We start from the raw sequence: 24700 nt of genomic DNA, 5'->3' as shown, positions 1-24700 counted from the left end.
ACCGCACCCCGGTTGTACGGCATAGTCAATGCAAACGCATGAACTTGTCGTTCGGGTAGGAGCACGCCATGCAGTTCGGAATCTTCACCGTCGGAGATGTCACCACCGACCCCACCACCGGGACGACGCCCTCCGAGCACGAGCGCATTCGATCGATGGTCACCATCGCCAAGCATGCCGAGGACGTTGGTCTGGATGTTTTCGCGACCGGCGAGCATCACAATCCGCCGTTCGTACCCTCGTCACCGACGACCATGCTCGGCTACATCGCGGCCACCACCGAGAAGTTGATCCTGTCGACGTCGACCACGCTGATCACGACGAACGACCCGGTCAAGATCGCCGAGGACTACGCGATGCTCCAGCATCTGTCCGAGGGACGCGTCGACCTCATCATGGGTCGCGGCAACACCGGCCCGGTCTACCCGTGGTTCGGACAGGACATCCGTCAGGGCATCCCATTGGCTCTGGAGAACTACCAGCTGCTGCGACGCCTGTGGACCGAGGACGTCGTCACGTGGGAGGGAAACTTCCGGACGCCACTCGACCGGTTCACGTCCACTCCCCGTCCGCTCGACGACATTGCGCCGTTCGTCTGGCACGGGTCGATCCGCAGCCCGGAGATCGCAGAAATCGCCGCCTACCACGGTGACGGCTTCTTCGCGAACAACATCTTCTGGCCGAAAGAGCACTACATCCAGCTCATCGATTTCTACCGGGAGCGCTACGAGCACTACGGCCACGGCCGCGCCGACCAGGCCATCGTCGGTCTCGGCGGTCAGGTGTTCATGCGCAAGAACAGCCAGGACGCGGTGAACGAATTCCGACCGTACTTCGACAACGCACCCGTCTACGGCCACGGCCCCACGATGGAGGAGTTCACCGAGCAGACCCCGCTGACCGTCGGATCTCCGCAGCAGGTCATCGAGAAGACGCTCGCATTCGCAGACTACTTCGGCGATTACCAGCGTCAGCTGTTCCTGATGGACCACGCCGGCCTGCCGCTGAAGACAGTGCTCGAGCAACTCGACATCCTGGGCGAGGACGTCGTACCGGTATTGCGCAAGGAATTCGCTGCCCGACGCCCGGCCGGCGTTCCGGAGAATCCTCCGACCGACGCCTCGATGCTGGCAGAGAAGGCCGCGGCCGCTGCGAAGGAACCAGCAGTTGCCGTCTGACACGGAGGTGGCGGTGAACGCCTGGGAGTCGCTGTTTCGCTCCCAGGTTTCCCTGATGCGCCGGTTCGCCGCCGACGACATCTGGGATCCGATCGGCATGCGCGAATACGACGTGCTGTTCACCCTGAGCACCAGCCCGGACCGCAGACTCCGACTGCGTCGACTCAACGACGAGATCCTGCTCAGCCAACCGTCGCTGAGCCGGATGTGCGACCGACTCGAGGCGATGGGTTACGTTGTCCGAGAGCATGATCCGTCGGACAAACGCGGGACCGTGATCTGCCTGACGGACGCGGGATCAGACCTGCAGGCCTCGATCGGACGCAAACACGCCGCCCGCATCAGGCGCTACGTCGGCGATGCATTGGACACCGACGAACTCAGGACACTCGACAGTCTGTGCACCAAGCTCAGACTCGCCCAGACCGACATCCGGGAGCACTGATGATCCAGGTCCTCACCCCACGCGAGGTTCCACTCGGCGGCCCTCGTGCCATGAAGGTGCGCCGCACCCTGCCGCACAAGGACCGATCCCTCATCGGCGCATGGTGTTTCGCAGACCACTACGGGCCCGAGCACTCGCGCATGGACGTCGCACCGCACCCGCACACCGGCCTACAGACCGTCAGCTGGCTGTTCTCCGGTGAGATCGAGCATCGCGACAGCGTCGGATCTCATGCGATGGTGCGGCCCGGGGAGCTCAACCTGATGACGGCCGGGCAGGGCATCAGCCACTCCGAGGTGTCGACACCCGACACCGACATCCTGCACGGGATGCAGCTGTGGGTGGCACTGCCCGCCGTATCCCGTTTCGTGGCACCGACTTTCGAGCACTACGTTCCCGATTCGATCTCCCGGCCCGGCCTGACCGCTCGGGTGTTTCTCGGATCGCTTCTGGGCGAGACCTCGCCGGTGTCGACGTACACGCCACTGCTCGGAGCGGAGATCGTGCTCGACGCCGGGGCGCGGGTCAGCGTCGAGATCGACGAGTCCTACGAACACGGAGTTGTCGTCGACCAAGGATCGGTGACGCTGAACGAGACCGATCTGGCCGCAGCCGAACTCGGCTACCTCGAACCCGGGCACCGGTCGATGCAGCTCCACAATCCCGCCCGCGAACCGGTTCGATTCCTCCTGTTGGGCGGTCCGCCGTTCGGTGAACAGATAGTCATGTGGTGGAACTTCGTCGGCCGCAGCCACGAGGACGTGGTGGAGTATCGGGCCGCGTACGAGGCCGAGAACGGTCAGTTCGGCACCGTGGAGGGCTACCCCGGGCCCAGGTTGCACGCACCGGAACTACCCAACGCGCGGATGAGACCCCGCGGCTGATCCGGAACATGCGCGCGGCTCGGCCGTCAGAACAGGGTGGCGATCTCCGGTTCGGACGGGCGCGGCGCAGCGGGAACGGATTCCTTCTGTGCAACGGGTCCGCTGCGAGCCTCGGTCGGTGCAGGCACCGCGTTCGCTCCGGCGGCCGCGATGGCACGGGCGGCTTCGCCCGCCAGCGCGTCGGCTGCTTCGTTGAAGTGATTGCCGACGTGGCCGCGAACCCACCGGAATCGCACCGGCCCTTCGCGTTCGGTGATGGCTCGCTCGATGCTCTGCACCAGATCGAGGTTGCGCACGGGGGTGCCGCCCGCAGTCTTCCACCCCTTGCGCTTCCAGCCTGCCAGCCACTCCGACGCGCACTTGATGGCGTACTGAGAGTCCGATTCGATCAGCAACGGCTCCGGGCCGGGGTGGGCCAACACTGCCTCGAGCAAGGCGCGGAGCTCGGCTACCTGGTTGGTGCCCGAGGGCTCGCCGCCGGAGTTGCTCGGACCCGTGTGATTGACCCACGCCCACCCGATTGCTCCGCCGGGGTTACGCAGACAAGAGCCGTCCGTACTCACGATGATCACGGACAGGACCCTACTTCGGGCCACCGACAAACCCCGGCTGACTCGCCCCGGCAGCCGGGAGAGACTTCTCCCAAGCTGGGCATCGCTGACACTGTGCTGCGAAACATCGAACCTCAATTCCCGCGGGCGATCCATTCTTCGAGGTGCGGGGACTCGTCCCCGATACTCGTTCCGTCTCCGTGCCCGGTGTTGACCCGGGTCTCGGCGGGCAACGCGAACAATCGATCCCGGATCGAGCCGATGATCGTCGGGAAATCCGAATACGACCGACCCGTCGCCCCTGGCCCACCGGAGAACAACGTGTCCCCCGAGAACAACTGACCGGCCTCGGGCAGATACAGACAACTCGACCCCGGCGAATGACCGGGAGTGTGCAACGCCACGATCTCCGTCCCCGCGACGGTGATCCGCTGACCGTCCTCGAGCACCGAATGCCCGATGCCCGGATGCGTCTGCTCCCACAACACATCATCGGCCGGATGCAACAGAATCGGCGCATCCAACTCCCCCGACAACTGCGGAGCGACCGTCACATGATCGTTGTGACCATGCGTACACACGATCGCCCGCACAGCACGACCGGCGACCGCATCGACGATCGGACCGGCCGTATGCGCAGCATCGACGATCACCACCTCGTCGTCGTCACCGACCAACCAGATGTTGTTGTCGACCTCCCACTCGCCACCATCGAGCGCGAACGTCCCCGACGTGACAACCTTCTCGACCCGGAACTGCCCGCTCACAGGACCACCACCGAACGCAGCACCGTGCCCTGATGCATCTTCTCGAACGCCGCCTCGATATCACCGAGACCGATCCGTTCGGTCACGAACTTCTCGAGCGGCAACCGACCCTGCTCGTACAGATCGACCAACATCGGAAAATCCCGCTCCGGCAGACAATCGCCGTACCACGACGACTTCAACGACCCACCCCGGGAAAAGAAATCGATCAACGGCATCTCGACGGTCATCTCCGGCGTCGGCACCCCGACGAGGACGACGGTCCCGGCGAGATCGCGGGCGTAGAACGCCTGCTTCCACGTCTCCGGACGCCCGACGGCATCGATGACCACATCCGCCCCGAACCCACCGGTCAACTCCTGGATGGCCTCGACCGCATCGACCTGCGAGGCATCGACCGTGTGCGTGGCCCCCAGATCGAGAGCCCAGTCGAGCTTTCCCTTGTCGCGGTCGACGGCGATGATCGTCGACGCCCCCGCCAGGCGGGCCCCGGCGATCGCAGCATCACCGACACCGCCGCACCCGATCACGGCGACGGAATCCCCGCGCGAGACGTTCCCGGTGTTCATCGCCGCACCCAACCCGGCCATCACCCCGCAGCCGAGCAACCCCACCACCGCCGGATCGGAGTCCGGGTCGACTTTGGTGCACTGTCCTTCGTGGACGAGGGTCTTGTCGGCGAACGCCCCGATCCCCAACGCAGGAGAGAGTTCGGTGCCGTCGGCGAGAGTCATCTTCTTCGACGCATTGTGGGTGTCGAAGCAATACCAGGGGGTGCCCTTCTTGCAGGCTCGGCATTCCCCGCACACCGCACGCCAGTTCAACACCACGAAATCACCGACCTCGACATGAGTGACCGCGTCGCCGATCGCTTCGACGGTGCCTGCGGCTTCGTGGCCGAGCAGGAACGGGAACTCGTCGTTGATACCGCCCTCGCGGTAATGCAGATCGGTATGACACACCCCGCACGCGGCGATGGTGACCACGACATCGTTCGGGCCGGGATCGGGAATGGTGATCGTCTCGATCGAGACGGGCTCACCCTTCGCCTTGGCGACGACGGCATGAACGGTTTGTGACACAAGCACTCCTGAGGTCAGGTGATGTACGGAGGACGATTCACTCGCCGAGCCAGAGCCTGCGGCGGCACACCTCGAGCAACGCGGACATCGTGTCGCGGTCGAGAGTCGATTCTGTGTCGGGTTCGCGAAGCACTGCGGCGAGTCTGGTGAAGTATTCGGTGGGGCTGATTCCGAACCCGACCAGAATGTCCTCGGCCGGCCCGCCGCCGTAGGGCATCCACCGGGTCGCGAAGTCGATCATGCGCTTCGTTTCCGGGCAGCCGAGAGTCGACGCGAGGGTTTCGGTGGTCGTCCTCAACGGTGTTCCCTTCGTCGATGAATCCGATGTCCAGGTTGTCGTCCTACCGCGAGAAAAGAACCACGCACAACGGCTAGTAATCACTGGCCGAACGGACATCACACGACGCCGCTCCGAGTACTAGGATGCGCACGTGAGCAGCCCTGCCCCGTCGACCCCCGCCAGGTCCGAACCGACCGACTCGCTCGCCGCGCTTCGGGAGGTCCTGACCGGTCCGCTGGTCGAGATAGCTGCTCGTTTTTCGTGGTGGTCGTCGCAGCGGTATCCGCACTCGGCGATGATCATTTTCACCAGGGAATGCACCGGCCGTCCGAGAAAAGTCAGTGGCGACGAGTCGATGACGAGCCGCGTGACGATCAAGGAGCTCGACGACCTCAAGCAATCGGTGCAGCAGAGTGGGCGCCGAGCTCTGGACGGCCCGGGGCGCCTGGCCGGTGCACAGCGACGTCTCGCGACGCAACTCGACGACACGACCGACACCCTGCTGGTCCTGGTGCCCAAATCGGCTGCGCCGCAGTTCGATCCGGACTCCGACGTCGGCGTTGCCTTCGGAATCGTAGCCACCTCCATACGCCATCAGGTGGTCCAGGCGAGTCCTGCGTATCTCGCCGAATCCCTGGCGGCCTCGAGCGAGCGTGCTCGGGTGATCTCGGAGATGGTCGACGCCCACGTCGATACCCTCACGTCCGTGCTGTCCACGCTGCGCTCGAAGGACCTCGATGACGCGCGAGCACGCGCAACCGCCAGCGATACCGCGTCGGCGGCACTGATCGAGCTTCGCTCCATCGAAGAAGCCAACCGTGAGCTGGGGCAGGAAGCAGTGACCACCGCCTTCGCCAGGCTGCAGGGGGAGCTCGCCACTGTGTTGGACCAGTCCTCGATCGACGTCGAATACGTCGCTCCCCCAGTCGACGGAAGACCGGTCCCCGGCGAGATCGCACGCGCGGCGCGAGCCGTGGTTCGGACCGTCGTACTCGCCTACGTGGCTCAGCCGGATGTTCGACGGGTACGTATCGCGTGGGATTGCGACGGAACCAACCTGCTGCTCGAAGTCCGCAACGACGGCCTGCACGCCTGCGACACCGAGACTCTGACCCAACAGCTCTCCGGACGCGTGCACACCCTCCGGGGATCGATCTCGTTCGAATCCACCGCCGGGTGGGGATCACGCGTGAGCATCGCGATTCCTCTCGACCCGCCTCCCGCACGAGCCGACGAACAACTTCTCGCCGCCCTCAACCGTCGCGAGAGAGAAGTTCTCGGCTACCTCGCATACGGCAAGCGCAACAAGGACATTGCCGCGAGCCTCAACATCGGCGAGAGCACGGTGAAGTTCCACGTCGCAAGCATCCTGAGGAAGCTCGAGGTCAAGACCCGCGGTGAAGCGGGTGCCGTGGGCATGAAGGCCGGAATCCGAGCATCGTGACGCGTTCGACCACTCGGGTGAACGACGACCCGTCTCGGCGTGGTCCGACCCAGCGTCGGCGCATCGGCATTCTGCTCTTCGACCAGGTCAAGATGCTCGACTTCGTCGGCCCGGCCGAGGTCTTCCTCGAAGCGAACCAGCGAGTCGACGGCTACGACATCGTCTTCCTCTCGATCGACGGCGGTGACGTGGTGACCTCGATGGGAATGACGGTGTCGGTGAACGCCGCCGTCGCCGACAGCGGCGACTTCGACACCCTCATCGTTCCCGGTAGCGAATCGGCTCCGGCCATCTTCGAGGACCCGGCGTTGCTCGACGCGGTGGCGCTGCTCGCGCCCCGAGCGCGGCGGGTGGCGTCTATCTGCAGTGGGGCGTTCGCGCTGGCGGGATCCGGTCTGCTCGACGGCCGGAGTGCGACCACTCACTGGAAGTTCACGTCGGCTCTGGCGGAACGCTTTCCCGACACGCGTGTCCAACCCGATTCGATCTTCGTTCGCGACGGCGACATCTACACCTCGGCCGGGGTCGCTGCCGGAATCGATCTGGCGTTGGCGTTGGTCGAAAGTGATCACGGTGCCCCGATAGCCAGAACGGTCGCGCAACTACTGCTGGTGTACATGCAGCGCTCCGGCGGCCAGTCGCAGTATTCGGTGTCGCTGAAGGGTCCGCCGCCGCGGACCCAGGTCTCTCGCGCTATCACCGACTACATCCATGCCGACCCGACACGACCCGCGAACCTGCGCGCTCTCGCGGCACACGCCAATGTCAGTGTGCGGCATCTCAATCGCATCGTGCGCGAGGAACTGGGCACGACGCCTCTCGACTACGTGACCGCGATGCGTCTCGATATCGCGGTAGCCGCACTCGAGTCCGGCTACTCGGTGGCCCGGGCCGCTGCCGACGCAGGATTCGGCACGCCCGCTGCTTTTCGGCGTGCGTTCGTCACCAAGTTCGGTGTGACACCGTCGGATTACCAGAGAAAGTTCCGCACGACCGATCCAGCCCAGTGATACTCGGCCCCAACGCTTTCGTTCACCTCGGGAGGATCGAACACCGCCGGTCGAAGGTGGCCCTGGCAGGGTTACCGGACCGGCAACTGCCTGCATCTATGGTCGAATCATGCACAACGTGGAGGCGCTCGAGTCCTGGGCGTATTCGCCTGCAGTACTGCTGGATCGGCATCTGACCGTCGAATCGTCCACGATGCTCGCACGCGCGGTGTCGCCGAGCTTCGCCGAGGGGGTCAATCTGGCCGTGTTCACATTCGTCGACGCCGGTTCGCTCTGCAGCGATCGAGACGATCCCGCCTACGACCCGCCTACTGGGTGGGAATCGTCGGCGGATCAGGTGGTCGCCATGCTTCGTGAGTCGTTGGATCGGCACGAGCCAGACGACTCCTTTCGCCGCATCGTCGGCGAACTATCCACCCGTAGTTCGGCATTCGCGCAGAAGTGGGCCGGTGAGACCAGCGCGAGAAGAACCGGAACCGTGACGATCGAACATGCCGTCGTCGGTCCGTTGATGCTCGACTACCTGTTGATGCCTGCCGCCGAGGACCACGTACTGATGGTGCTGCGGCCCCGAACAGCACAGTCGAGGGCAGCTCTACGTCAACTAGCCGACGCGGTCCGATCGTCCGAATCGGACCGAGGAACAACGAACTGAGTGTCGCGGCCGGGGACTCCGGCAACCAGATGCCGGATCGCCGATGCCGACCGACTACCGGGATCGGCGAAGTAGGTGGTGATGAACTGCCCACCCTCGCCGACGATCTCCAAAGTCTGCGAACGGAATTCGACCAGACCGAACGGCTCCACCGGGACGACGGAGATGCTCGACGACAACGGCCGTACGTCGTGTTTGGCCCACATCCTGCGAAAAGCGCGGCTCTCCACCGACAATCTGCCCACCAACTCCGTCAGTCGCGGGTGACCCGGTGCCGCGTGGAATCGCAGCGCCGACACCATTCGCTGCGCCGTGACGGCCCAGTCCTCCGGCGAGGCGGCACTGTGCTCGTGCGCGAACACATCGAGCATCAGGTTGGTACCCACTTTCAGGCCCGGCGTCATCAGCGCAGCCGGACCGTTGAGCGCAAGCAGATCGTGATGGCGGTCGGTGATGTACGCCGGCGTGTGGACCCACTGCTCCAACACCCGGGCCGACGCCTCGGTCACTCGCGGCGGAAGCGCCTCGACCACGGCCGGGCCGGACTGCGCGCGCGCCACCCGGTGGAAGTACGCCCGCTCGTCCTCGTCCAAACGCAGAGCCCGACTCAGCGCAGCCAGAACCTGCTCGGAGGGTTGATGATTGCGCCCCTGCTCGAGCCTCAGGTAGTAGTCGGCGCTGATATCGGCGAGCCGGGCGATCTCTTCTCGTCGCAGGCCGCGCACTCGGCGGTTGCCGTCGCGCACCAGACCCACCTGCTCGGGTTGCAGCGATTCCCGGCGCACCCGAAGGAAGTCCGCAAGCAACGAGCGTTCGGCCATCGTCAGGACCTCCTGTCGACAACCATCATCTCCTACCCGCCGTCCCGAATCGAGTGCGAATCCGGCCCACTGTCGACCGTTTCAGGACACGGCAGCCCGAGACTTGCGCAGATCGATGGTCAACAGCACGAACGCCACCGCCGCGAGCACCGCAATCACGACGGCGAACACCACTCCCGCCGTCACCAGGCCCCATCCGGTCGCCACGGCTCCGGCCCCGATCACCGGTACCGAGATGGCGATGTACAACACGACGAAGAAGGTCGAGGTGACCTCTGCCCGACGGTGCGGAGGAAGCTCGGCACCGATCGTGGACATGCCGTTGGCGAATGTCATGCCCTGACCGACGCCGCAGAGCAGCGCCGCTACCACCAGAACGGCCAACGAGGTAAGCAGCAGCGACGCGGCCAGGAACACCAGACCGAGCAGCAGCAGCGCGCATCCCCACCGCTGCGCCGACGCGGGATCGGCTGCGCGCAAAGCAATCTGGGCCGTCGCCGACGCAGCGAAGACCGTGAACACCACCACCCCGGTGACGGCGTGATTGTCGACTCCCAACACACCGCCGATGAATCCCGGCGAGACGGCAGTGAACAGACCCAGTACGGCGAAGCCGGCGAAACCTCCGATCGAGGCGCGCACGAAGGTGCCGCGCACCTCCGGTGGAACGGACAGCCGCTGCATGTGCGGGCGTGCTCCGCCGTCCACCCGCACCGTCTCCGGTGCGAGGAACACCGCCACTGCTGCCGCAGCCAGCAGAACCATGTCGACGACGAACGTCAGACGCAACGGTTGCGGTAGATACTCCGCGAGCACTCCGGCCACCAACGGTCCGAGGCCGAGGCCCCCGATGTTCGCTGCGGTAGCGATCGCCGATGCACGGTCACGCCATCGGTCGGGTACCAACTCGATCAACGTCACCGTCGCGGTACCGACGAAGATGCCGGCCGAGATTCCCGACAACACGCGGCCGATCACCAGGGCCGTCAGCGAGCCGGCGGTGACGAACACCACGGCACTGATCAATCCGAATGCTATGGCCGCCAACAGCATCGGGCGTCGTCCCAACGAGTCGGACCAGCGGCCGAACGCCAACAGAGCTGCGAGTACACCGACGGCATACGCCGCGAACACGAGGGTGACGACGAAGACGGAGAAGTGGAACTCGACCTCGTAGAGCGCATAGAGCGGCGTCGGCATGGTGGTGCCCATCATCGCCACCACGAACGCGAAGGCAACTCCGACGAATGCCGTCGCACTCGACACCGACATGCGGGGCGACGACATGCGGGGCGACGACTTTTCGTCCGATCGGGTCACGCTGATCTCCTGTTCTGCAAGGGCCGTCCGTCCTGTGCCGTCGACAAGGAGATCGAACCAGAGCCGGCGAGTACGTGCTCACTCACCGTCCACCGCCCTCGTAACGAAGGAGTGCGTCCCGCAGCGCGGACCGCGTGGTGATCTGCAATTTGGGAAACACTCGGTACAGATGACCGCCGACAGTACGAGCCGAGAGATACAGCTGTTCGCCGATCTCCTTGTTGGTCAGACCGGCGGCAGCAAGAGACGCGATGCGCAATTCCTGCCCGGTCAACCCCGAGCCCGCATCACCCTCACGCGGGCGCGGGCCGGCTCCTGCCGCCCGTAATTCGTCCTCGGCTCGGCGCAGCCACGTGCGTGCACCCAGTTCTGCGAACAAATCTGCGGCGTACCTCAACCGACCGCGGCTTTCGATCACCCGGTGGTGGCGGCGCAGCCACTCACCGTAGACCAGCGCAACCCGCGGCGCATCGAAATACCATCCTGCGGTGCGTAGTTCATGCAGACTCGCCTCGAAGAGCGCCTCGGCTCCGGCCTCCGCCAGCATCGCTTCGGCTGCAGTCAGCAGTGCACTGTGGCGGGCTCCCCAGAAATCGGGCCGGGTTCGGCGCAGTCGGTCGAGATACGTGCGCGCCTCGTCCGACCGCCGCAGCCGTACACAGGATTCGACGTAGTCCAGTATTTCGAGTGGTCCGTACGGAGTGATCGAACAGTGCTCCGCCGAGAGATCGCGGCGGCGCATCCGCTCGTAGGCGACGTCGAAGCGGCCCAGTGCCACCGATTCGGCTGCAGTACAGCTCTTCTCGCCACCAGCGACAGCTGCCACCGAGGATTTCAGCAGGCCCTCCTGCTCGTCGAAGAGGCCATCCGGCAGTCCCGAGGAGACGGCCTCGACGAACGCAGAGAACTGTCCTCGAGCGGCGAGTGCGGCGAGGTGCCGCAGCCGGGTCAGAGACTCGGCGGCCGGAAACCCAGCTGCGACAGAGTCCACCACGTCCGACAGCCGACAACTGTCGTTAGGATCCCACAGCAAGGTGGGCATCGCCAGCTGCAGCAGGACCGGTTTCCACGGGTCTCCGGTGCGCAGCGAGGCTCGTACCGCGTCCATCAGCGCCGGGCTCTCGAGTGCCCTCACGTGCACTCTCGAACCCGAGACGCCGAGAGACCGCGCGACGAGCACGTTGACCGGATCGAGATGCTGTTCGTATTTGACCGCCCATTGCAGGGCCTGCGCAACCAGTTCGCTGTCACCGCTCAGTGCGCTGTACGCCAGAACCGAACCGATCAACTGATCGACGACGTCAGGGGCGACCGCATCCGGCAATCGATCGAGAGCCTGCACGACGACGCCGAACGCAGCACGGGGGTCGCCTCCCCGGGCCACGACGGCAAAGGCTCGGGCCGGAACGGTCTCGGACAGGGCCGCATCGGGATGTCCAGACCGCATACGGTCCAAGACCGCTACCGCGAGATCGACGAAGCCGGCGAATGCCGCTATGGACGCCGCCCGCACCTCGAGGGCCTGGGCGCGTCCACGATCGGATTCGAGCGCTGCTGCACGGCAGAGCAACGCCACTGCCCGGCGGTAGCGCTGCAGCGACGCCAGGTCGTGCGCCCGCTCGTCGAGTGCAGTGACGAGGTGCGCATCGGGCGCTCGGGCTGCGAGTGCCCGATGCACCAGACGCTCGTCGGGCGTCAGCCGACCGTCGGCAGCGGATTCGAGGTGAACGGCGATGCGCTCCTCGGCGGTCGAGGAGGCAAGAATCCACAGTTGTGCGACAGTGTCGCCATGTGGGTGGACGGCCGCGGAGTCGCTGCCGTGCTCGCTAGAGACGATGTGTCGCACCGCATCGCCGAGAATTTGACGCCTGGACTCCTCGTCGAGCCCGGCGACCTCGAACGCGCCGATGTCGGCGAGCGTATCGGTGAGGTGGGCGCGGTCGAGCATCGCACCGCCGACGGATGGATCCCGGCGCCAGATCGGCGCAGCGCGAGCGAGTTCGGTCGCGACGAGAGGGTTTCCCTGCGACAACTCGATAATCGATTGTCGTTGCGCCGCTGCCGTTTCCGTAGCATTCAACAGATCGCGCACCGCGTCGTCGGGCAGCGGTCGCACACGGTGGAAGGCGAACTCCCGCCACAACGGCGGCGGGACGGTGTCGACGGTCGTGGCGATACACCGGACATGCGGGGTACGTACCGCCGCCTTCACCGCACGAGCGAGTCGGTCACGCGAGCCCGCGGGCAACAGATGCAGGTCGTCGATTACCAGCAGCGTCGGCTTCACATCTACGTCGGCCGCCACCAGATCACCCAGCAGCCCCTCATCGAGCAGCCCCTGATCGAGCGCGGCCGCAGGGGAGTACGCGAGGCACGGCAGATCCACCACCCGGAAACCCAGCGCTGTCGCCTCGTCCGCGATGGTGTTGGCAACCGTGGACTTGCCGATGCCTCGCGCACCCGAGATCACCAGGATCCGCCGGTTCTCCGGCGAAGCGGACAAACACGAGCGGCCCTCACGCAGCACTGCGTCGCGATCCGGTGATGTGGGCATTCGTCCAATATATTTTCACCCGTGTCTGCGCAAGGGTGTTGAATATGGCCCTGGCAGGGACACACTGAACCGGCCGACGACGACTGCGACGGAGGTGACCCGAGCGATGACCGAGAACGCCTCCTCCGGCCCTACCGATCACGGCGTCACCCGCCTTGTCGACTTCGAGCAGCGCGTCGACATCCGAATGTCCATGTCACCGCTGCGTCGGGGCCGCGGCGATCCCACCTACGAGTCCACGCCGGACGGTGCCGTGTGGCGGACGTCGCGCATGATTTCCGGCCCGGTCACGTACCGATTGGTGCAGGCCTCACCGAGCAGCGTCATGGTGCGCGCCTGGGGGCCCGGTGCCGACGAACTGCTCGACGTTGCCCCGGCTCTGCTCGGCCGGGACGACGACGCCTCGAGTTTCGCGCCCGAGCATCCGATTCTGCGCGAGGCACACAGACAACTTCCGCACCTACGCCTCGGCCGGACCGGGCTGGTGCTCGAGGCCCTGATACCGGCGATCATCGAGCAACGCGTACACGGCATTTCGGCGTTCGGCTCGTGGCGGTACCTGGTGAGCAAGTTCGGCGACCCCGCACCGGGCCCGACCCCGAAGACGATGTTCGTGTTTCCCACCGCCGACGTGTGGCGACGCATCCCGTCGTGGGACTACCACCGCGCCAACGTCGACCCGGCTCGGTCGAAGACCATCGTCCGTGCCGCGCGCGCAGCCGGACGGCTGGAGGAGGCGTCGAACATGACGCCCGAGGATGCGCAACGCAGGCTGCGCGCGATCCCGGGTGTCGGCATCTGGACCGCGGCCGAGACCGCGCAGCGCGCCCTGGGGGATCCCGACGCGTTGTCGGTGGGCGACTACCACCTGGCCGCGGTGGTGGGGTGGTCGCTGTTGGGTAGACCGATCGACGACGCGGAGATGGTCGAGTATCTGCAGCCCTTGGCACCGCATCGTCATCGCGCGATTCGGCTCCTGTATCTCAGCGGCAAGGCGACCAAGCCGAAATTCGGGCCACGGACCGCGCTGGTGGACCACACCTGGCACTGATCCCGGCCTACTCGTACAGTCTAGTTGTTCGCCGACCTAAGGAGTAGTTCGTGGTTGCTATCGGTACGTCCGATCTGGACATCTTTCCGCTTGCCCTCGGCGGGAACACCTTCGGCTGGACCAGCGACGAGGACACGTCCTTCGACATCCTGGACGCGTTCACCGCGGGAGGTGGCAATTTCGTCGACACGGCCGATTCGTACTCTGCCTTCGCCGACGGCAACTCCGGCGGCGAATCCGAGACGATCATCGGCAAGTGGATGACGGCCCGTGGCAACCGCGACGACGTCGTTCTCGCGACCAAGGTGAGCCAGCATCCCGAGTTCCGCGGTCTGGCACCGGGCAACATTCGGGCCGCGGCCGACGCCTCCCTGGCCAGGCTGCAGACCGATCACATCGACGTCTACTACGCGCACTACGACGACGACAAGACGCCGTTGGCCGAGTCCCTGGCCGCGTTCGACGACCTGGTCCGGGCAGGCAAAGTTCGCCACGTCGCCATCTCGAACTACTCCCCCGCGCGGGTTCGCGAGTGGCTGGGCCTGGCGAAAGACAACGGTTTCGCGGCACCGATCGCACTGCAACCGCACTACAACCTCGTTGCCCGTCGCGACTACGAGGGTGAACTGCAAGCCCTCGCCGTCGACAACGGCCTCGGGGTGTTTCCGTATTTCTCCCTCGCCGCCGGCTTCCTGACGGGTAAGTACCGCACCCGGGAGGATCTGGCCGGTACTCAGCGCGAGCGACTGACGACGGGCTATTTCTCCGACGCAGGCCTGGCTGTGGTGCAGGGCCTGCAGGAGATCGCCGACTCCCGCTCGGCCGAGTTGTCGAGTGTGGCTCTCGCCTGGTTGCTCGCTCGACCGGGCATCACCGCACCGATCGCGAGCGCGAGCTCGCTCGCTCAGGTACCGGCTCTGCTCGACGCGCCGACACTGCGTCTGACCAGCCACGAGGTGGACACACTCACCGGACTGTCCGACGCGGTGGCATAGGACACGAAAGTTGTAGTCAGCAACGGGAACAGAATCAACTCCTACGCTGCTGACCTTCGGGTGGCCCCAGCATCGAACACATCCGTAACCAGCGCGCAGGTGACCGACACGCGCGAGAGCAGCACGTCGGCTCCCACAACCGAGCCGACGTCACGCGAGCGCCTCCGGGTGATCCTCGTACTCGGCGCGCTCATCGCCCTCGGTCCACTGACCATCGACATGTACCTGCCGGCACTTCCTGCCATCGCCGAGGATCTGAACACCCCGTCGTCTGCAGTGCAGCTCACGCTCGCGGGTACGTTGGTCGGCCTCGCGCTCGGCCAACTGGTCATCGGGCCGCTGTCGGACATCGTCGGCCGACGACTGCCCCTCATCGTGGGCACCGGAGTGCACATCCTGGCGTCGCTCGCCTGCATCGTTGCTCCCAACATCGCCGTACTCGGCGGCCTGCGTGCGATTCAGGGCCTCGGTGCCGCAGCTGCTGCCGTGGTCGCCATGGCCATCGTCCGAGATCTGTTCAGCGGGCGAGCCGCCGCGACCGTCCTGTCTCGCCTGATGCTCGTCATGGGCGTCGCTCCGGTGCTGGCACCGTCGCTCGGCGGTGCGGTACTTCTCGTCGGTTCCTGGCGGCTCGTGTTCGCCGCGTTGGCGATCATGGGCGTGGCGTTGATGACGCTGGCAATCGTGTCGCTGCGCGAGTCCCTGCCGCCCGAGCGTCGTCGAGCCAGTGGCATCATGCCCGTTCTGTGGACCTACCGATCGCTGCTGCGTGACACACAGTTCGTCGTCCTCGTCATGGTCGCTGCCCTGGCCATGTCGGCGCTCTTCGCGTACGTCGCCGGTTCGTCGTTCGTCCTGCAGGAGGAGTTCGGCCTCGACGAGCAACAATTCGCCATCGTCTTCGCGGCCGGTGCGATCTCTCTGATCGGCGCATCCCAGCTCAACGTCCTGCTGTTGGGACGCTTCGCACCGGTGCAGATCGTCCTGTCGGCGCTGTCCTTCGGCGTCGTCGCCGGCGCGATCATGGTCGTCCTGGCGGTCACCGAGGTCGGCGGCATGGCTGGGTTCGTCGTCCCGCTGTGGTTCGTACTCGGGGCCGTCGGGTTCGTCATGCCCAACGCGCCCGCGCTGGCGCTGTCCCGCCACGGTGAAGCGGCAGGCGGCGCAGCTGCACTACTCGGTGCCGCACAGTTCGGACTCGGGGCGATCGTCGCACCGATCGTCGGTGCACTGGGCAACGACGCGATCGCCGTCTCGACGACGATGGTCGCCACCTCGGCGGCAGCGCTGATCGCACTCGGGTCGGTGACCGTCCTGTCCGCACGTCGGTGACCTCACTCGCGTCATCGTGTGGGCCATGGCGGTCACCCCACTAGGGTGACCGCCATGGCCGAACGCGAGCGCGACCCGCAGGGCAAGCCCCTCAACGCCCGGCCGCGCGACGGCCTCGGCCGCCCGCTGGCCCGCGGCGGTACCGGAACACCCCGGGTTCCCGACGATCTCCGTCTTCCACCGGACGCCGCCCTCACCGAAGCGCAGCGATTCCTGGACGCACGTATGCCGTTTCACGCCCACGAGGTACTCGAGGGCACGTGGAAGAGCTGCGTCCCGGACGAACGCGAGCTTTGGCAGGGCCTCGCGCAACTGGCCGTCGGATTGACGCACCTGATGCGAGGAAACCGCGTAGGTGCCGCTTCGTTGCTCCGCCAAGGACACGACCGCCTGATCGGTTACGAGGTCGAGCCCCCGCACCGGATCGACGTGACGGGTCTGCTCGGCTGGTCCGAGGACCTGCTCGAGGACCTGGAGACGGGAACGCTACCGACCTCACCAGGCGTTCCCGCACTGCGCCGGGCGGTGGAATCGGGATCGGACGGGGGCGTCCTGGCACACCGGCCGGACTCGAGCTAGCCTGAGGGAATTAGGTAAGGCTAGGACAATCTTCACCGGAAGTGGGGTTCCTCGGCGTGACCGTGTTCGCACCGCTGAAACTCGCCCATCGCGAGACGATCAGCCCAGCTCAGCTCGGACGTACCTTCTGCACCGAGGTCGCCGAACAGGTTCCCTATTGGGTCGCTGTCCTGACCCCGGCCGAACGTCCGCTGCAGGTCACGCCGTCTCCGCTCCGTGAGCGCACCACGGTCACGCTGCCCGTTCCCACGAACACGCACCGGCTCGACGCTCGGCTGCTCGCCGCGCTCGGATCTGCGGTGTCCACGTGGCAGCGAGACAACCGCCGCGGCTCGTCGTCGGGCGTCCTGGTCGATATCGACGTCGACGACACCGGATTCGTCCATCCCGTCCGGCTCCCCGCCGTTCCGGTCGACGCCCTCACCGAATCCGCCCGCGCCTCGTACCTCGTCGACGACGTCTGCAGACGGCTGGACTCGGCACCTCACGGTGGCCGCGACTACCCGCTGACCCGGAACTACCCGGCGCTGGCCTGCCGCCCGGGAGCGCAGATTCTGTTCCGCCACGATGTATCCGAAGCCGACGCCGGCCATGGCGAGCCCAGCGGCTACGCCATCGACATCGCGATCGGCGAGACGGAATCAGGGCTCGTGTCGGCCCGAATCACCTGGTCCACCGGCATCGAGGGAATGGACGAACTGGTCCGGCTGTGGGCCGCAGCGACCACCGAGCTGACGGCAGCGCCCTCGTAACCGCCGGATTCGCTACAGGCTTTTCAGCAGCCTCACGTCGTCGTCGATTCCCTCTGCCGGGGTTTCGAGGATCACCGGTGCATCGGCGGCGAGCGCGACGGCCGTCAGAATGTCCGCGTCGATCGTTCCGGTGCCCAGGTTCGCGTGCCGGTCGCGGGCAGAGTCGAACTCGTCGCGCGAATTGTTCAGATGCACCAGGTCGATTCGTCCGGTGATCGCCTTGATGCGATCGACCACGTCGATCAGGTCTTCGCCGCCGGCCCACGCATGACAGGTGTCGAGACAGAAACCGGCACCGAACTCCCCGATGGCGTCCCACAACCGCGCGATGTCGTCGAAGCGCCTCGCCATCGCCGAGTCACCGCCGGCAGTGTTCTCGACGAAGATCGGTACGCCGAAACCACCCTGCTCGGCCTGACGCTCGAACAGCTTGCGCCAGTTGTCGATTCCCTTGGCGGTGTCCTCGCCCTCTCGGACGTGACCGCCGTGCACCACCAAACCGATCGCACCGATCTCGGCAGCTGCTGCGGCCTGTTCGACGACCGCTTTGCGGGACGGGATTCGGATGCGATTGTTCAGGCTCGCCACGTTCAGAACATAGGACGAGTGCACCACCACATCGACGTCTCCGGTCAACAGAGCCTCACCTTGGGGGTGCGGGGTGAGCTTGTTCCACTTCTGCGGATCCGTCAGAAACATCTGGACCAGGTCGACGCCGAGCGTCTCGGCCGTGCCCAGAGGGTCGCTGCTGTCGCGGACATGTGCTCCGATGCGCATGACGCCCATCATAGGGGTCGAGTTCAGGGTCTCCCCTGATAGCGACCGGGCCCGAACACTGAAACACTGGCACCCATGAGCGACATTGCCGCACGTGCGGTCGACGTATCGAAGGTCTACGGTTCTGGCGACACCCAGGTGCACGCACTGTCCGGGGTGAACGTCGAGTTCGCCCGCGGAGAATTCACCGCCATCATGGGCCCGTCCGGCTCGGGCAAATCCACACTGATGCATTGCCTGGCCGGGTTGGACACCGCGTCCTCGGGCACGGTCACGATCGGTGACACCGAGCTGACGGCGCTGTCCGACAAGGAGATGACCGGGTTACGAAGGGACCGAATCGGTTTCGTGTTCCAGGCCTTCAATTTGGTGCCCACCCTGACCGCGCTCGAGAACATCACTCTGCCGCTCGACATCGCCGGACGCACCCCGGATCAGGGCTGGCTCGATACCGTCGTCGACCGACTGGGACTGCGCGACCGCCTGGGCCATCGCCCGAGCGAACTCTCGGGTGGGCAGCAACAGCGCGTGGCGTGCGCTCGTGCACTGGCCGGTCGACCCGACATCGTGTTCGGCGACGAGCCGACGGGCAACCTGGACTCTCGTTCGTCCGGTGAGGTGCTGTCGATTCTGCGCACGGCCGCAGACGAATTCGATCAGACCGTCGTCATCGTCACCCACGACCCACGAGCGGCCAGTTACGCCGACCGCGTCGTGTTCCTGGCCGACGGAGCTGTCATCGATCAACTGGCGTCGCCCACCGCCGACGCCGTCCTCGAGCGCATGAAGAAGCTGGAAACGGTCCACTGATGTCGCACTCGGTCGCCAAGAAATCGAATCCCGACAAGGCCCCGACGCGGGCCGCGTCGGGCAACCCCATGCGTAAGGTGTCGCTGCGAAACCTTGCCGCCCACAAGGTTCGGCTGGCACTGACAGTTCTGTCCGTCGTACTCGGAACCGCTTTCGTCGCAGGCTCGTTCGTCTTCACCGACACGCTGCAGCGCACGTTCTCGTCACTGTTCGCCGACACCGCACAGGGAGCCGACGTTCGAGTCGCCCCCGAGGATGCGCGATCGAGCGGAGTACCCAACGAGGACATCGCCGCCATCTCGGCGCTTCCCGGCGTGCGTGCCGTCTCCCCGTACGTGGGAGGACAACTCGTTCTGCTGGGTAAAGACGGTGCCGCAGTGCAATCCGGCGGTGCACCGACGATCGGCGAGTCCTACCTGCCGGACGAGCAGCGGCTCGGCGATCCGGCGACATTCGTCTCCGGCTCGGCCCCTACCGCGCCCGGCCAGGTCGCGATCAACGCCGGCGGTGCCGATCGAGCGGGCCTGAAGGTGGGCGACGCGACCCAGGTACTCGTGCCGTCCAAGGGGACCACCGACATCACGATCTCCGGAATCTATTCCACTGCAACAGAATCCGGTGGTTTCATCGGGATTCAGTTTGTGCAGAGCCAGGCGAACGAGTTGTTCACCGACGGTGCGCACGTGCAGTACATCGACGTCGCGGGCAACGATCTCGCCGCACAGGGCAAGACGCAGAGCGACCTCAGGGACGAGATCGCCGCCGCGTTCCCGGATCTGAAAGTGCAGACCGCTGCCGACGTCCAGGCCGAAACCAAGGCCGAGGTCGAGTCGGCACTGTCGTTCATCACGTACTTCCTGCTCGCGTTCGGTGCCATTGCACTGCTCGTCGGCACGTTCATCATCTACAACACGTTCTCGATGATCGTCGCTCAGCGGGTACGCGAACTGGCGCTGCTTCGCGCCATCGGAGCCAGCCGTGGGCAGGTCAGTCGCTCGGTCGTACTCGAAGCGGTCGTCGTCGGCGTCATCGGAAGTGTGCTGGGGTTCGCCGGCGGCGTCGGACTGGCGTACGGATTGCGCGCTCTGCTCAATGCCTTCGACCTCGGGTTGCCGTCGGGCCCTCTCGCCCTCGAACCACGCACCGTCGTCGTCGCTTTCGCGGTGGGCATCATCGTCACCGTCCTCAGCGCCTACGCACCGGCGCGGCGAGCAGCCAAGATTCCACCGGTGGCCGCAATGCGCGAGGAGTTCGCGTCCGCCGGCGACACCCTGCGAACCCGGACGTTCATCGGCGTCGGACTGGGTATTGCCGGAGCGGCAGCGATAGTCATCGGCGCTCAGTCGACCGGCGGCGCTGCCGCAGCAACCGTCGGCGTCGGCGCGGTGGCGGCGATCGTGGCCACGGCCCTGGCCGCACCGTCATTGTCTCGGCCCGTCGTGGGAGCGCTCGGGGCCGTCCTCACCCGGCCGTTCGGTGCGATCGGTCGCTTGGCCAGAACCAACTCGGTGCGCAATCCGCGCCGCACGGCAGCCACCGCATTCGCGTTGATGCTCGGCCTCATGCTCGTCACCGTCATCGGGGTACTCGGGTCGACGGCGAAGGCGAGTGTCGATTCACTCGTCGACACCGGCGTCGAAGCCGACTACATCCTGTCCGGTCCACAGTCGATCGGTGTCCCGGCCGGAGCCACGGCGGCCGCACAACAGGTCGACGGGGTGGAACGAACCGCTGTGCTGCATCCGGTGTTCGTCACGATCGCCGGAGAAGAAGAATTCGGCGCTGCCATCGACGGCTCCCCGGAAGGGCTGCTCGACCTGTCCATGGTTCGGGGCACCGCAGACCTCGAGAGCAACGGCTTCTCGGTGTCCGAGACCGAAGCGTCCACCAAGGGCTGGGACATCGGCACCCAGGTCGTGTTCGACTCCGTCGACGGAGCTTCGGTTCCCGTCACCGTCACCGGTGTGTTCACCGACAACCCACTGATCGGCAGTTGGATCGTCTCGGGCGACATCTACGAGAAGGTCACGCCGTCCATCACGCGGTCGGATCTGCTGGTCCTGGTCAAAGCCGCGCCCGGAACCGACCTCGGTACGCTGCGCACCGACCTCGAGGCTGCGACAAAACCGTCCGTGGTGGTGCAGGTACAGGACGTCGAAGAGTTCAAGGGCAGCCAAGGCCAGCAGATCGACACACTGCTCGCGGTGCTGTACGGACTTCTCGCCCTGGCCGTGGTCATCGCGGTGCTGGGCATCGTCAACACCCTCGCGCTGTCGGTCGTCGAACGTCGACGCGAGATCGGCATGCTCAGGGCGATAGGAATGCAGCGACCGCAGGTGCGGCGCATCATCTACCTCGAGTCGCTGCTCATCGCCCTGTTCGGTGCCATCGTCGGCGTCGCCCTCGGCATCGCCTTCGGGTGGGGCTTCGTCCAGACCCTGCGCGACGAGGGCCTGGGTGCCATGACGGTGCCCTGGGGGCAGGTCGTCGCGATGCTTCTCGGGTCCGCGGTCGTCGGAGTGCTGGCTGCTCTGTGGCCTGCCGTTCGGGCCGCGCGCACCAAACCGCTGGAGGCGATAGCCGACCTCTGATCAGGGTCGCCCCGACACCGGGCATTTCGTAACGACACCCGTTCGTTACGAAATGTCCGGTTTTCGGCTTGCGCGGAAAGACGGCCCGCGTCTACTTTAGGGGTGGTAAAACAGTCTTCAAGTAGGTTTGTGTACCGCAAACGAACCTTTACCTCGCGGGTCGGGCTCGTGCAAGGAGAATCATGACGATTCAGGACGCCTACGCGCCGACCCGAGCTGTGCCGACGGGATCCGTGTCGACCCGATCTGAGCCGACGGGACCCGTGTCGAGTCGAGCTGTGCCGACGCGATCCGCGCTCGCCCCGCTGTGTCGTCCCGACGGCCGCGACACGCTGATGGCTCGCTACCGCGAGGTAGCGCACGCCATGCCGGACGCTGCAGCGTTGCACGCGGCGGGGACGTCACTGACCTTCGACGAGCTGCTGCATCGCGTGTATTCGCAGGCACGCAAGATCGCTGCCCTGCGCCCGTCCGATCACCGGCCCGTCGCCGTCGAGGCGGACGCGTCGGTCGACTCGATCGTGCTGATGCTGGCCGTCATCGCCGCAGGCCATCCATTGGTTCCGCTGGATCCGCAACTCCCCCACGAGCGCCGCGACCGCATCGTCGAACAGGCCAAGGCCTCGACCCTCGATTCGGCGACCGTCGACGCAGCGGTCGATTCCTGCGTACCGCTGCCGACGGTCTCGGGCGGCCACACCGCGGTGATCAACTACACGTCCGGATCCACCGGTACGCCCAAAGGCGTCGTACTCAGTCATCGCATGTGCCTGACCAAGGCGTACGAGGTGTCGACCGCGCTGGGGTTGGGCACCCACGATCGCGTCGGCGATGCCCTTCCCGTCAGTTTCGGCGCGGGCCTGAACACTCTGTTCGCCGGGCTGCTCAGCGGTGCCACCGTTCATTGCCGTGACCCTCGATCCGGCACGGTCGGCAGCATCGCAGAGTGGGTATCGGAGCATTCGCTGACCACGTTGCACTGCTCGTCGTCGCTGCTGCGCGCCGTCGCGGGCCAGGTCACCGTACCCACGCTGCGCGTCGTCACCACCTACGGGGAATCACTGCACGCCGACGACGCGCGCCGCTTCCGCCTGGCTTCCGACAACCGCGCCACACTCGTCAATTGGTACGCGACCACCGAGGCCGGGGCCGTCGCGTTCAGCGAGTACCCCCTCGACCGTGCGCTACCGTCCGGCTTTCTGCCCGCGGGCACTCCCGTCGCAGGAAAGCTCGTCGAGGTCGTTGCTGCCGACGGCTCCCCGTGCGAACCCGACGTCATCGGCGAGGTGCGCGTCACGTCGGCGTGCCTGGCCGACGGCTATCTCGAGGATGTCGGCGTGGACTCGGAGAAATTCGCTGCCCTCGGCGACGGCCTGTTCCGCTATCGCACCGGCGACCTGGGCCGGTTCGATCAGGACGGAACATTGCAGCTCGCCGGGCGCATCGACGACGCAGTCAAGGTACGCGGCTACCTCGTCGAACCGGCCGAGGTGGAGGCAGCACTGCGCGCGCTGACGAACATCGACGATGCCGTGGTGATCGGTAGGAGATCCGGCGCCGATACCGACCTCGTCGCGTACATCTGCTCCGACCGGGCCGTCCGGGCGAGCCAGGCCGACATCAGGGCCGCCCTGCGCCGAACCCTGCCGGAATGGATGGTGCCCACCCACATCGTTGCGCTCGACGCCATGCCCCGCAACGAACGCGGCAAGATCGACCGCAGAGCACTGCCCGAGCCGTCCGACCGACGCGTCGAACGCACCGCGGTCGGCCCCACCGAATACATAGTCGCGGAGGCCGCTCGCACTGCACTCGGACTGGACGCCATCGGGCGGGACGAGGATTTCCTCGAACTCGGTGGCAACTCGCTGACCATGACGGCGATGCTCGCCCACTTGCGCGAGAACCTGAAGATCGAACTCGATCCGCAGGACGTGTTCGCGTCGACCACCGTGCGAACGCTGGCGACCACCGTCGACGCTCGGCTTCGCGACACCGCCGCCGCACGTCGGCGCTCGTCCGGTGTCCACGACGTTCTGGTCCCGCTGCGCACCGGGGGTACCGGAGCTCCGATCTTCCTGATCGGTGGTGCCGGCGTGGGCGCGATGGCGTTTCTCGATCTGGTCAAGCACCTCGACGCCGACCGTCCCGTCTATGCCCTGCAGGCACACGGCCGAGGCACACGCGGGCGACCGGACCGGACCATCAGAGCCACTGCGGCACGGTATGTCGACGCGATCCGCACGGTGGCCCCCGACGGCCCGTTCCATCTTGTCGGCCACTCGCTCGGCGGCTGGATCGCCATCGCGATGGCAGAGGAGATCAGAGATTCCGGCGTCGGTACCCCGCATCTGCTACTTCTCGACACCCGGCTGTTCCGTCATCTCCTGGACCGGCTTCCCGGGGGTACGTCTGTCCCGGCAGCGCCGCCCGCACCGACCAGAGAAGACGCCGGCTTCCATCTGGGCCGTGTCGGTACGGCCGCGCTGTGGCTGCGTATGCAATTCGCTGGGCTGCTGCAGTATCCGACGACGATGGAATGGTTGGTGTTCGCCAGCATCGGGTACGTGGCGTTGAACAAGCATGTGCCGACTCCGTGGTCGGGGTCGATGACTGTGGTTCGCACCACCGAGAACGTCAAGGACCTCCGGTCGTGGCGAGCAGTCGCTCACGGCGAGCTGACATTCGTCGATATCACCGGCCACCACGCGAACATGTTGCGCGGACCGATGGCGAAGGAACTGGCCGACATCATCGACGGCACCGTCGACAACGCGCGCTGACTGGGAATATCACCCGCGACGGCCTGTCGCGGTGGCGGC

At 66.0% G+C, this 24700-nt stretch carries 22 protein-coding genes; 14 read left to right on the top strand and 8 right to left on the bottom strand.

Annotated features, from left to right (window positions below; translation table 11 throughout):
• Window positions 1-68 precede the first annotated feature (68 nt).
• The 3 genes from AB0O58_RS05595 to AB0O58_RS05585 are packed head-to-tail and all read left to right on the top strand — an operon-like array spanning window position 69 to window position 2507.
• Window positions 69-1178: an LLM class flavin-dependent oxidoreductase gene (locus AB0O58_RS05595; RefSeq protein WP_366237988.1), complete on the top strand. Its 1110-nt coding sequence runs from the start codon at window positions 69-71 to the stop codon at window positions 1176-1178.
• The gene (locus tag AB0O58_RS05590; RefSeq protein ID WP_032369579.1) at window positions 1168-1623 is read left to right on the top strand and encodes a MarR family winged helix-turn-helix transcriptional regulator; all 456 of its coding nucleotides are present in this window, start codon (window positions 1168-1170) and stop codon (window positions 1621-1623) included. Before AB0O58_RS05595 ends, AB0O58_RS05590 begins: the two co-directional genes overlap by 11 nt.
• Window positions 1623-2507 (top strand): pirin family protein, encoded by an 885-nt coding sequence (locus AB0O58_RS05585; RefSeq protein ID WP_094643620.1) that lies wholly within the window; start codon window positions 1623-1625, stop codon window positions 2505-2507. Before AB0O58_RS05590 ends, AB0O58_RS05585 begins: the two co-directional genes overlap by 1 nt.
• 26 nt (window positions 2508-2533) lie before the next feature.
• Here AB0O58_RS05585 and AB0O58_RS05580 read toward each other — a convergent pair whose 3' ends face one another.
• From AB0O58_RS05580 to AB0O58_RS05565, 4 genes are all read right to left on the bottom strand, one after another.
• Window positions 2534-3079: a ribonuclease H gene (locus tag AB0O58_RS05580; protein ID WP_032367901.1), complete on the bottom strand. Its 546-nt coding sequence runs from the start codon at window positions 3077-3079 to the stop codon at window positions 2534-2536.
• A 113-nt stretch (window positions 3080-3192) separates the two neighbouring features.
• Entirely contained in the window at window positions 3193-3825 is a 633-nt protein-coding gene (locus tag AB0O58_RS05575) for an MBL fold metallo-hydrolase (protein ID WP_045841624.1), read from the bottom strand.
• Window positions 3822-4907, bottom strand: coding sequence for an S-(hydroxymethyl)mycothiol dehydrogenase (locus tag AB0O58_RS05570; RefSeq protein ID WP_366237987.1), 1086 nt, complete (start codon window positions 4905-4907; stop codon window positions 3822-3824). The genes AB0O58_RS05575 and AB0O58_RS05570 overlap by 4 nt, the downstream gene beginning before the upstream one ends.
• Before the next feature lie 37 nt (window positions 4908-4944).
• Window positions 4945-5205 (bottom strand): DUF3263 domain-containing protein, encoded by a 261-nt coding sequence (locus AB0O58_RS05565; protein ID WP_230074136.1) that lies wholly within the window; start codon window positions 5203-5205, stop codon window positions 4945-4947.
• Between the two features lie 133 nt (window positions 5206-5338).
• Between AB0O58_RS05565 and AB0O58_RS05560 the strand changes: the two genes are divergently transcribed.
• The 3 genes from AB0O58_RS05560 to AB0O58_RS05550 all read left to right on the top strand — a co-directional run bounded on the left by AB0O58_RS05560 (window position 5339) and on the right by AB0O58_RS05550 (window position 8296).
• Window positions 5339-6631, top strand: a complete 1293-nt coding sequence (locus AB0O58_RS05560) for a LuxR C-terminal-related transcriptional regulator (RefSeq protein WP_366237986.1) — start codon at window positions 5339-5341, stop codon at window positions 6629-6631.
• Window positions 6628-7641, top strand: coding sequence for a DJ-1/PfpI family protein (locus AB0O58_RS05555; RefSeq protein ID WP_366237985.1), 1014 nt, complete (start codon window positions 6628-6630; stop codon window positions 7639-7641). Before AB0O58_RS05560 ends, AB0O58_RS05555 begins: the two co-directional genes overlap by 4 nt.
• A gap of 109 nt (window positions 7642-7750) precedes the next feature.
• Window positions 7751-8296: a hypothetical protein gene (locus AB0O58_RS05550; RefSeq protein ID WP_204847291.1), complete on the top strand. Its 546-nt coding sequence runs from the start codon at window positions 7751-7753 to the stop codon at window positions 8294-8296.
• Here the strand turns inward: AB0O58_RS05550 and AB0O58_RS05545 are convergent.
• The 3 genes from AB0O58_RS05545 to AB0O58_RS05535 form a co-directional block, all read right to left on the bottom strand.
• Window positions 8242-9117, bottom strand: coding sequence for a helix-turn-helix transcriptional regulator (locus tag AB0O58_RS05545; RefSeq protein ID WP_045841619.1), 876 nt, complete (start codon window positions 9115-9117; stop codon window positions 8242-8244). The two genes, AB0O58_RS05550 and AB0O58_RS05545, sit on opposite strands and share 55 nt — an antisense overlap.
• Before the next feature lie 81 nt (window positions 9118-9198).
• Window positions 9199-10437 carry an MFS transporter gene (locus AB0O58_RS05540; protein ID WP_269431376.1) on the bottom strand — a complete coding sequence of 413 codons (1239 nt, stop codon included), beginning with the start codon at window positions 10435-10437 and terminating at the stop codon, window positions 9199-9201.
• An 82-nt stretch (window positions 10438-10519) separates the two neighbouring features.
• Window positions 10520-12991: a LuxR C-terminal-related transcriptional regulator gene (locus tag AB0O58_RS05535; RefSeq protein ID WP_082079202.1), complete on the bottom strand. Its 2472-nt coding sequence runs from the start codon at window positions 12989-12991 to the stop codon at window positions 10520-10522.
• 106 nt (window positions 12992-13097) lie between these two features.
• Between AB0O58_RS05535 and AB0O58_RS05530 the strand changes: the two genes are divergently transcribed.
• The 5 genes from AB0O58_RS05530 to AB0O58_RS05510 all read left to right on the top strand — a co-directional run bounded on the left by AB0O58_RS05530 (window position 13098) and on the right by AB0O58_RS05510 (window position 17700).
• Entirely contained in the window at window positions 13098-14042 is a 945-nt protein-coding gene (locus tag AB0O58_RS05530) for a DNA-3-methyladenine glycosylase (RefSeq protein WP_045841617.1), read from the top strand.
• Between the two features lie 50 nt (window positions 14043-14092).
• On the top strand, window positions 14093-15037 hold the full coding sequence (locus tag AB0O58_RS05525) for an aldo/keto reductase (protein ID WP_363797041.1): 945 nt from the start codon (window positions 14093-14095) through the stop codon (window positions 15035-15037).
• A gap of 168 nt (window positions 15038-15205) precedes the next feature.
• Window positions 15206-16369, top strand: coding sequence for a multidrug effflux MFS transporter (locus tag AB0O58_RS05520; protein WP_366237997.1), 1164 nt, complete (start codon window positions 15206-15208; stop codon window positions 16367-16369).
• 54 nt (window positions 16370-16423) lie between these two features.
• Window positions 16424-16948, top strand: a complete 525-nt coding sequence (locus AB0O58_RS05515; protein ID WP_045841731.1) for a DUF309 domain-containing protein — start codon at window positions 16424-16426, stop codon at window positions 16946-16948.
• A gap of 56 nt (window positions 16949-17004) precedes the next feature.
• Window positions 17005-17700, top strand: coding sequence for a hypothetical protein (locus AB0O58_RS05510; protein ID WP_155288737.1), 696 nt, complete (start codon window positions 17005-17007; stop codon window positions 17698-17700).
• 12 nt (window positions 17701-17712) lie between these two features.
• Here the strand turns inward: AB0O58_RS05510 and AB0O58_RS05505 are convergent, their stop codons facing one another.
• On the bottom strand, window positions 17713-18477 hold the full coding sequence (locus tag AB0O58_RS05505; RefSeq protein ID WP_027495204.1) for a deoxyribonuclease IV: 765 nt from the start codon (window positions 18475-18477) through the stop codon (window positions 17713-17715).
• A gap of 75 nt (window positions 18478-18552) precedes the next feature.
• Between AB0O58_RS05505 and AB0O58_RS05500 the strand changes: the two genes are divergently transcribed.
• The 3 genes from AB0O58_RS05500 (at window position 18553) to AB0O58_RS05490 (ending at window position 24661) form a co-directional block, all read left to right on the top strand.
• Window positions 18553-19287, top strand: coding sequence for an ABC transporter ATP-binding protein (locus AB0O58_RS05500; protein WP_032367760.1), 735 nt, complete (start codon window positions 18553-18555; stop codon window positions 19285-19287).
• 68 nt (window positions 19288-19355) lie between these two features.
• The gene (locus AB0O58_RS05495; RefSeq protein WP_283542040.1) at window positions 19356-21878 is read left to right on the top strand and encodes an FtsX-like permease family protein; all 2523 of its coding nucleotides are present in this window, start codon (window positions 19356-19358) and stop codon (window positions 21876-21878) included.
• Between the two features lie 182 nt (window positions 21879-22060).
• On the top strand, window positions 22061-24661 hold the full coding sequence (locus tag AB0O58_RS05490) for an alpha/beta fold hydrolase (RefSeq protein WP_231578228.1): 2601 nt from the start codon (window positions 22061-22063) through the stop codon (window positions 24659-24661).
• Window positions 24662-24700 lie beyond the last annotated feature (39 nt).

The organism is Rhodococcus sp. NPDC080181 (assembly GCF_040702225.1).
Lineage (GTDB): Bacteria > Actinomycetota > Actinomycetes > Mycobacteriales > Mycobacteriaceae > Rhodococcoides > Rhodococcoides fascians.
Note: the sequence above shows the minus strand (reverse complement) of the source record. Positions and strands in the feature narration are given on the sequence as shown.

What these genes read in the sequence shown, in the direction of transcription:
- AB0O58_RS05595 (WP_366237988.1), top strand. Translation starts at nt 69, where the DNA reads ATGCAGTTCGGAATCTTCACCGTCGGAGATGTCACCACCGACCCCACC.
- AB0O58_RS05585 (WP_094643620.1), top strand. Translation starts at nt 1,623, where the DNA reads ATGATCCAGGTCCTCACCCCACGCGAGGTTCCACTCGGCGGCCCTCGT.
- AB0O58_RS05550 (WP_204847291.1), top strand. Translation starts at nt 7,751, where the DNA reads ATGCACAACGTGGAGGCGCTCGAGTCCTGGGCGTATTCGCCTGCAGTA.
- AB0O58_RS05545 (WP_045841619.1), bottom strand. Translation starts at nt 9,117, where the DNA reads ATGGCCGAACGCTCGTTGCTTGCGGACTTCCTTCGGGTGCGCCGGGAA.
- AB0O58_RS05535 (WP_082079202.1), bottom strand. Translation starts at nt 12,991, where the DNA reads ATGCCCACATCACCGGATCGCGACGCAGTGCTGCGTGAGGGCCGCTCG.
- AB0O58_RS05530 (WP_045841617.1), top strand. Translation starts at nt 13,098, where the DNA reads ATGACCGAGAACGCCTCCTCCGGCCCTACCGATCACGGCGTCACCCGC.
- AB0O58_RS05515 (WP_045841731.1), top strand. Translation starts at nt 16,424, where the DNA reads ATGGCCGAACGCGAGCGCGACCCGCAGGGCAAGCCCCTCAACGCCCGG.
- AB0O58_RS05505 (WP_027495204.1), bottom strand. Translation starts at nt 18,477, where the DNA reads ATGCGCATCGGAGCACATGTCCGCGACAGCAGCGACCCTCTGGGCACG.
- AB0O58_RS05500 (WP_032367760.1), top strand. Translation starts at nt 18,553, where the DNA reads ATGAGCGACATTGCCGCACGTGCGGTCGACGTATCGAAGGTCTACGGT.
- AB0O58_RS05495 (WP_283542040.1), top strand. Translation starts at nt 19,356, where the DNA reads ATGCGTAAGGTGTCGCTGCGAAACCTTGCCGCCCACAAGGTTCGGCTG.
- AB0O58_RS05490 (WP_231578228.1), top strand. Translation starts at nt 22,061, where the DNA reads ATGACGATTCAGGACGCCTACGCGCCGACCCGAGCTGTGCCGACGGGA.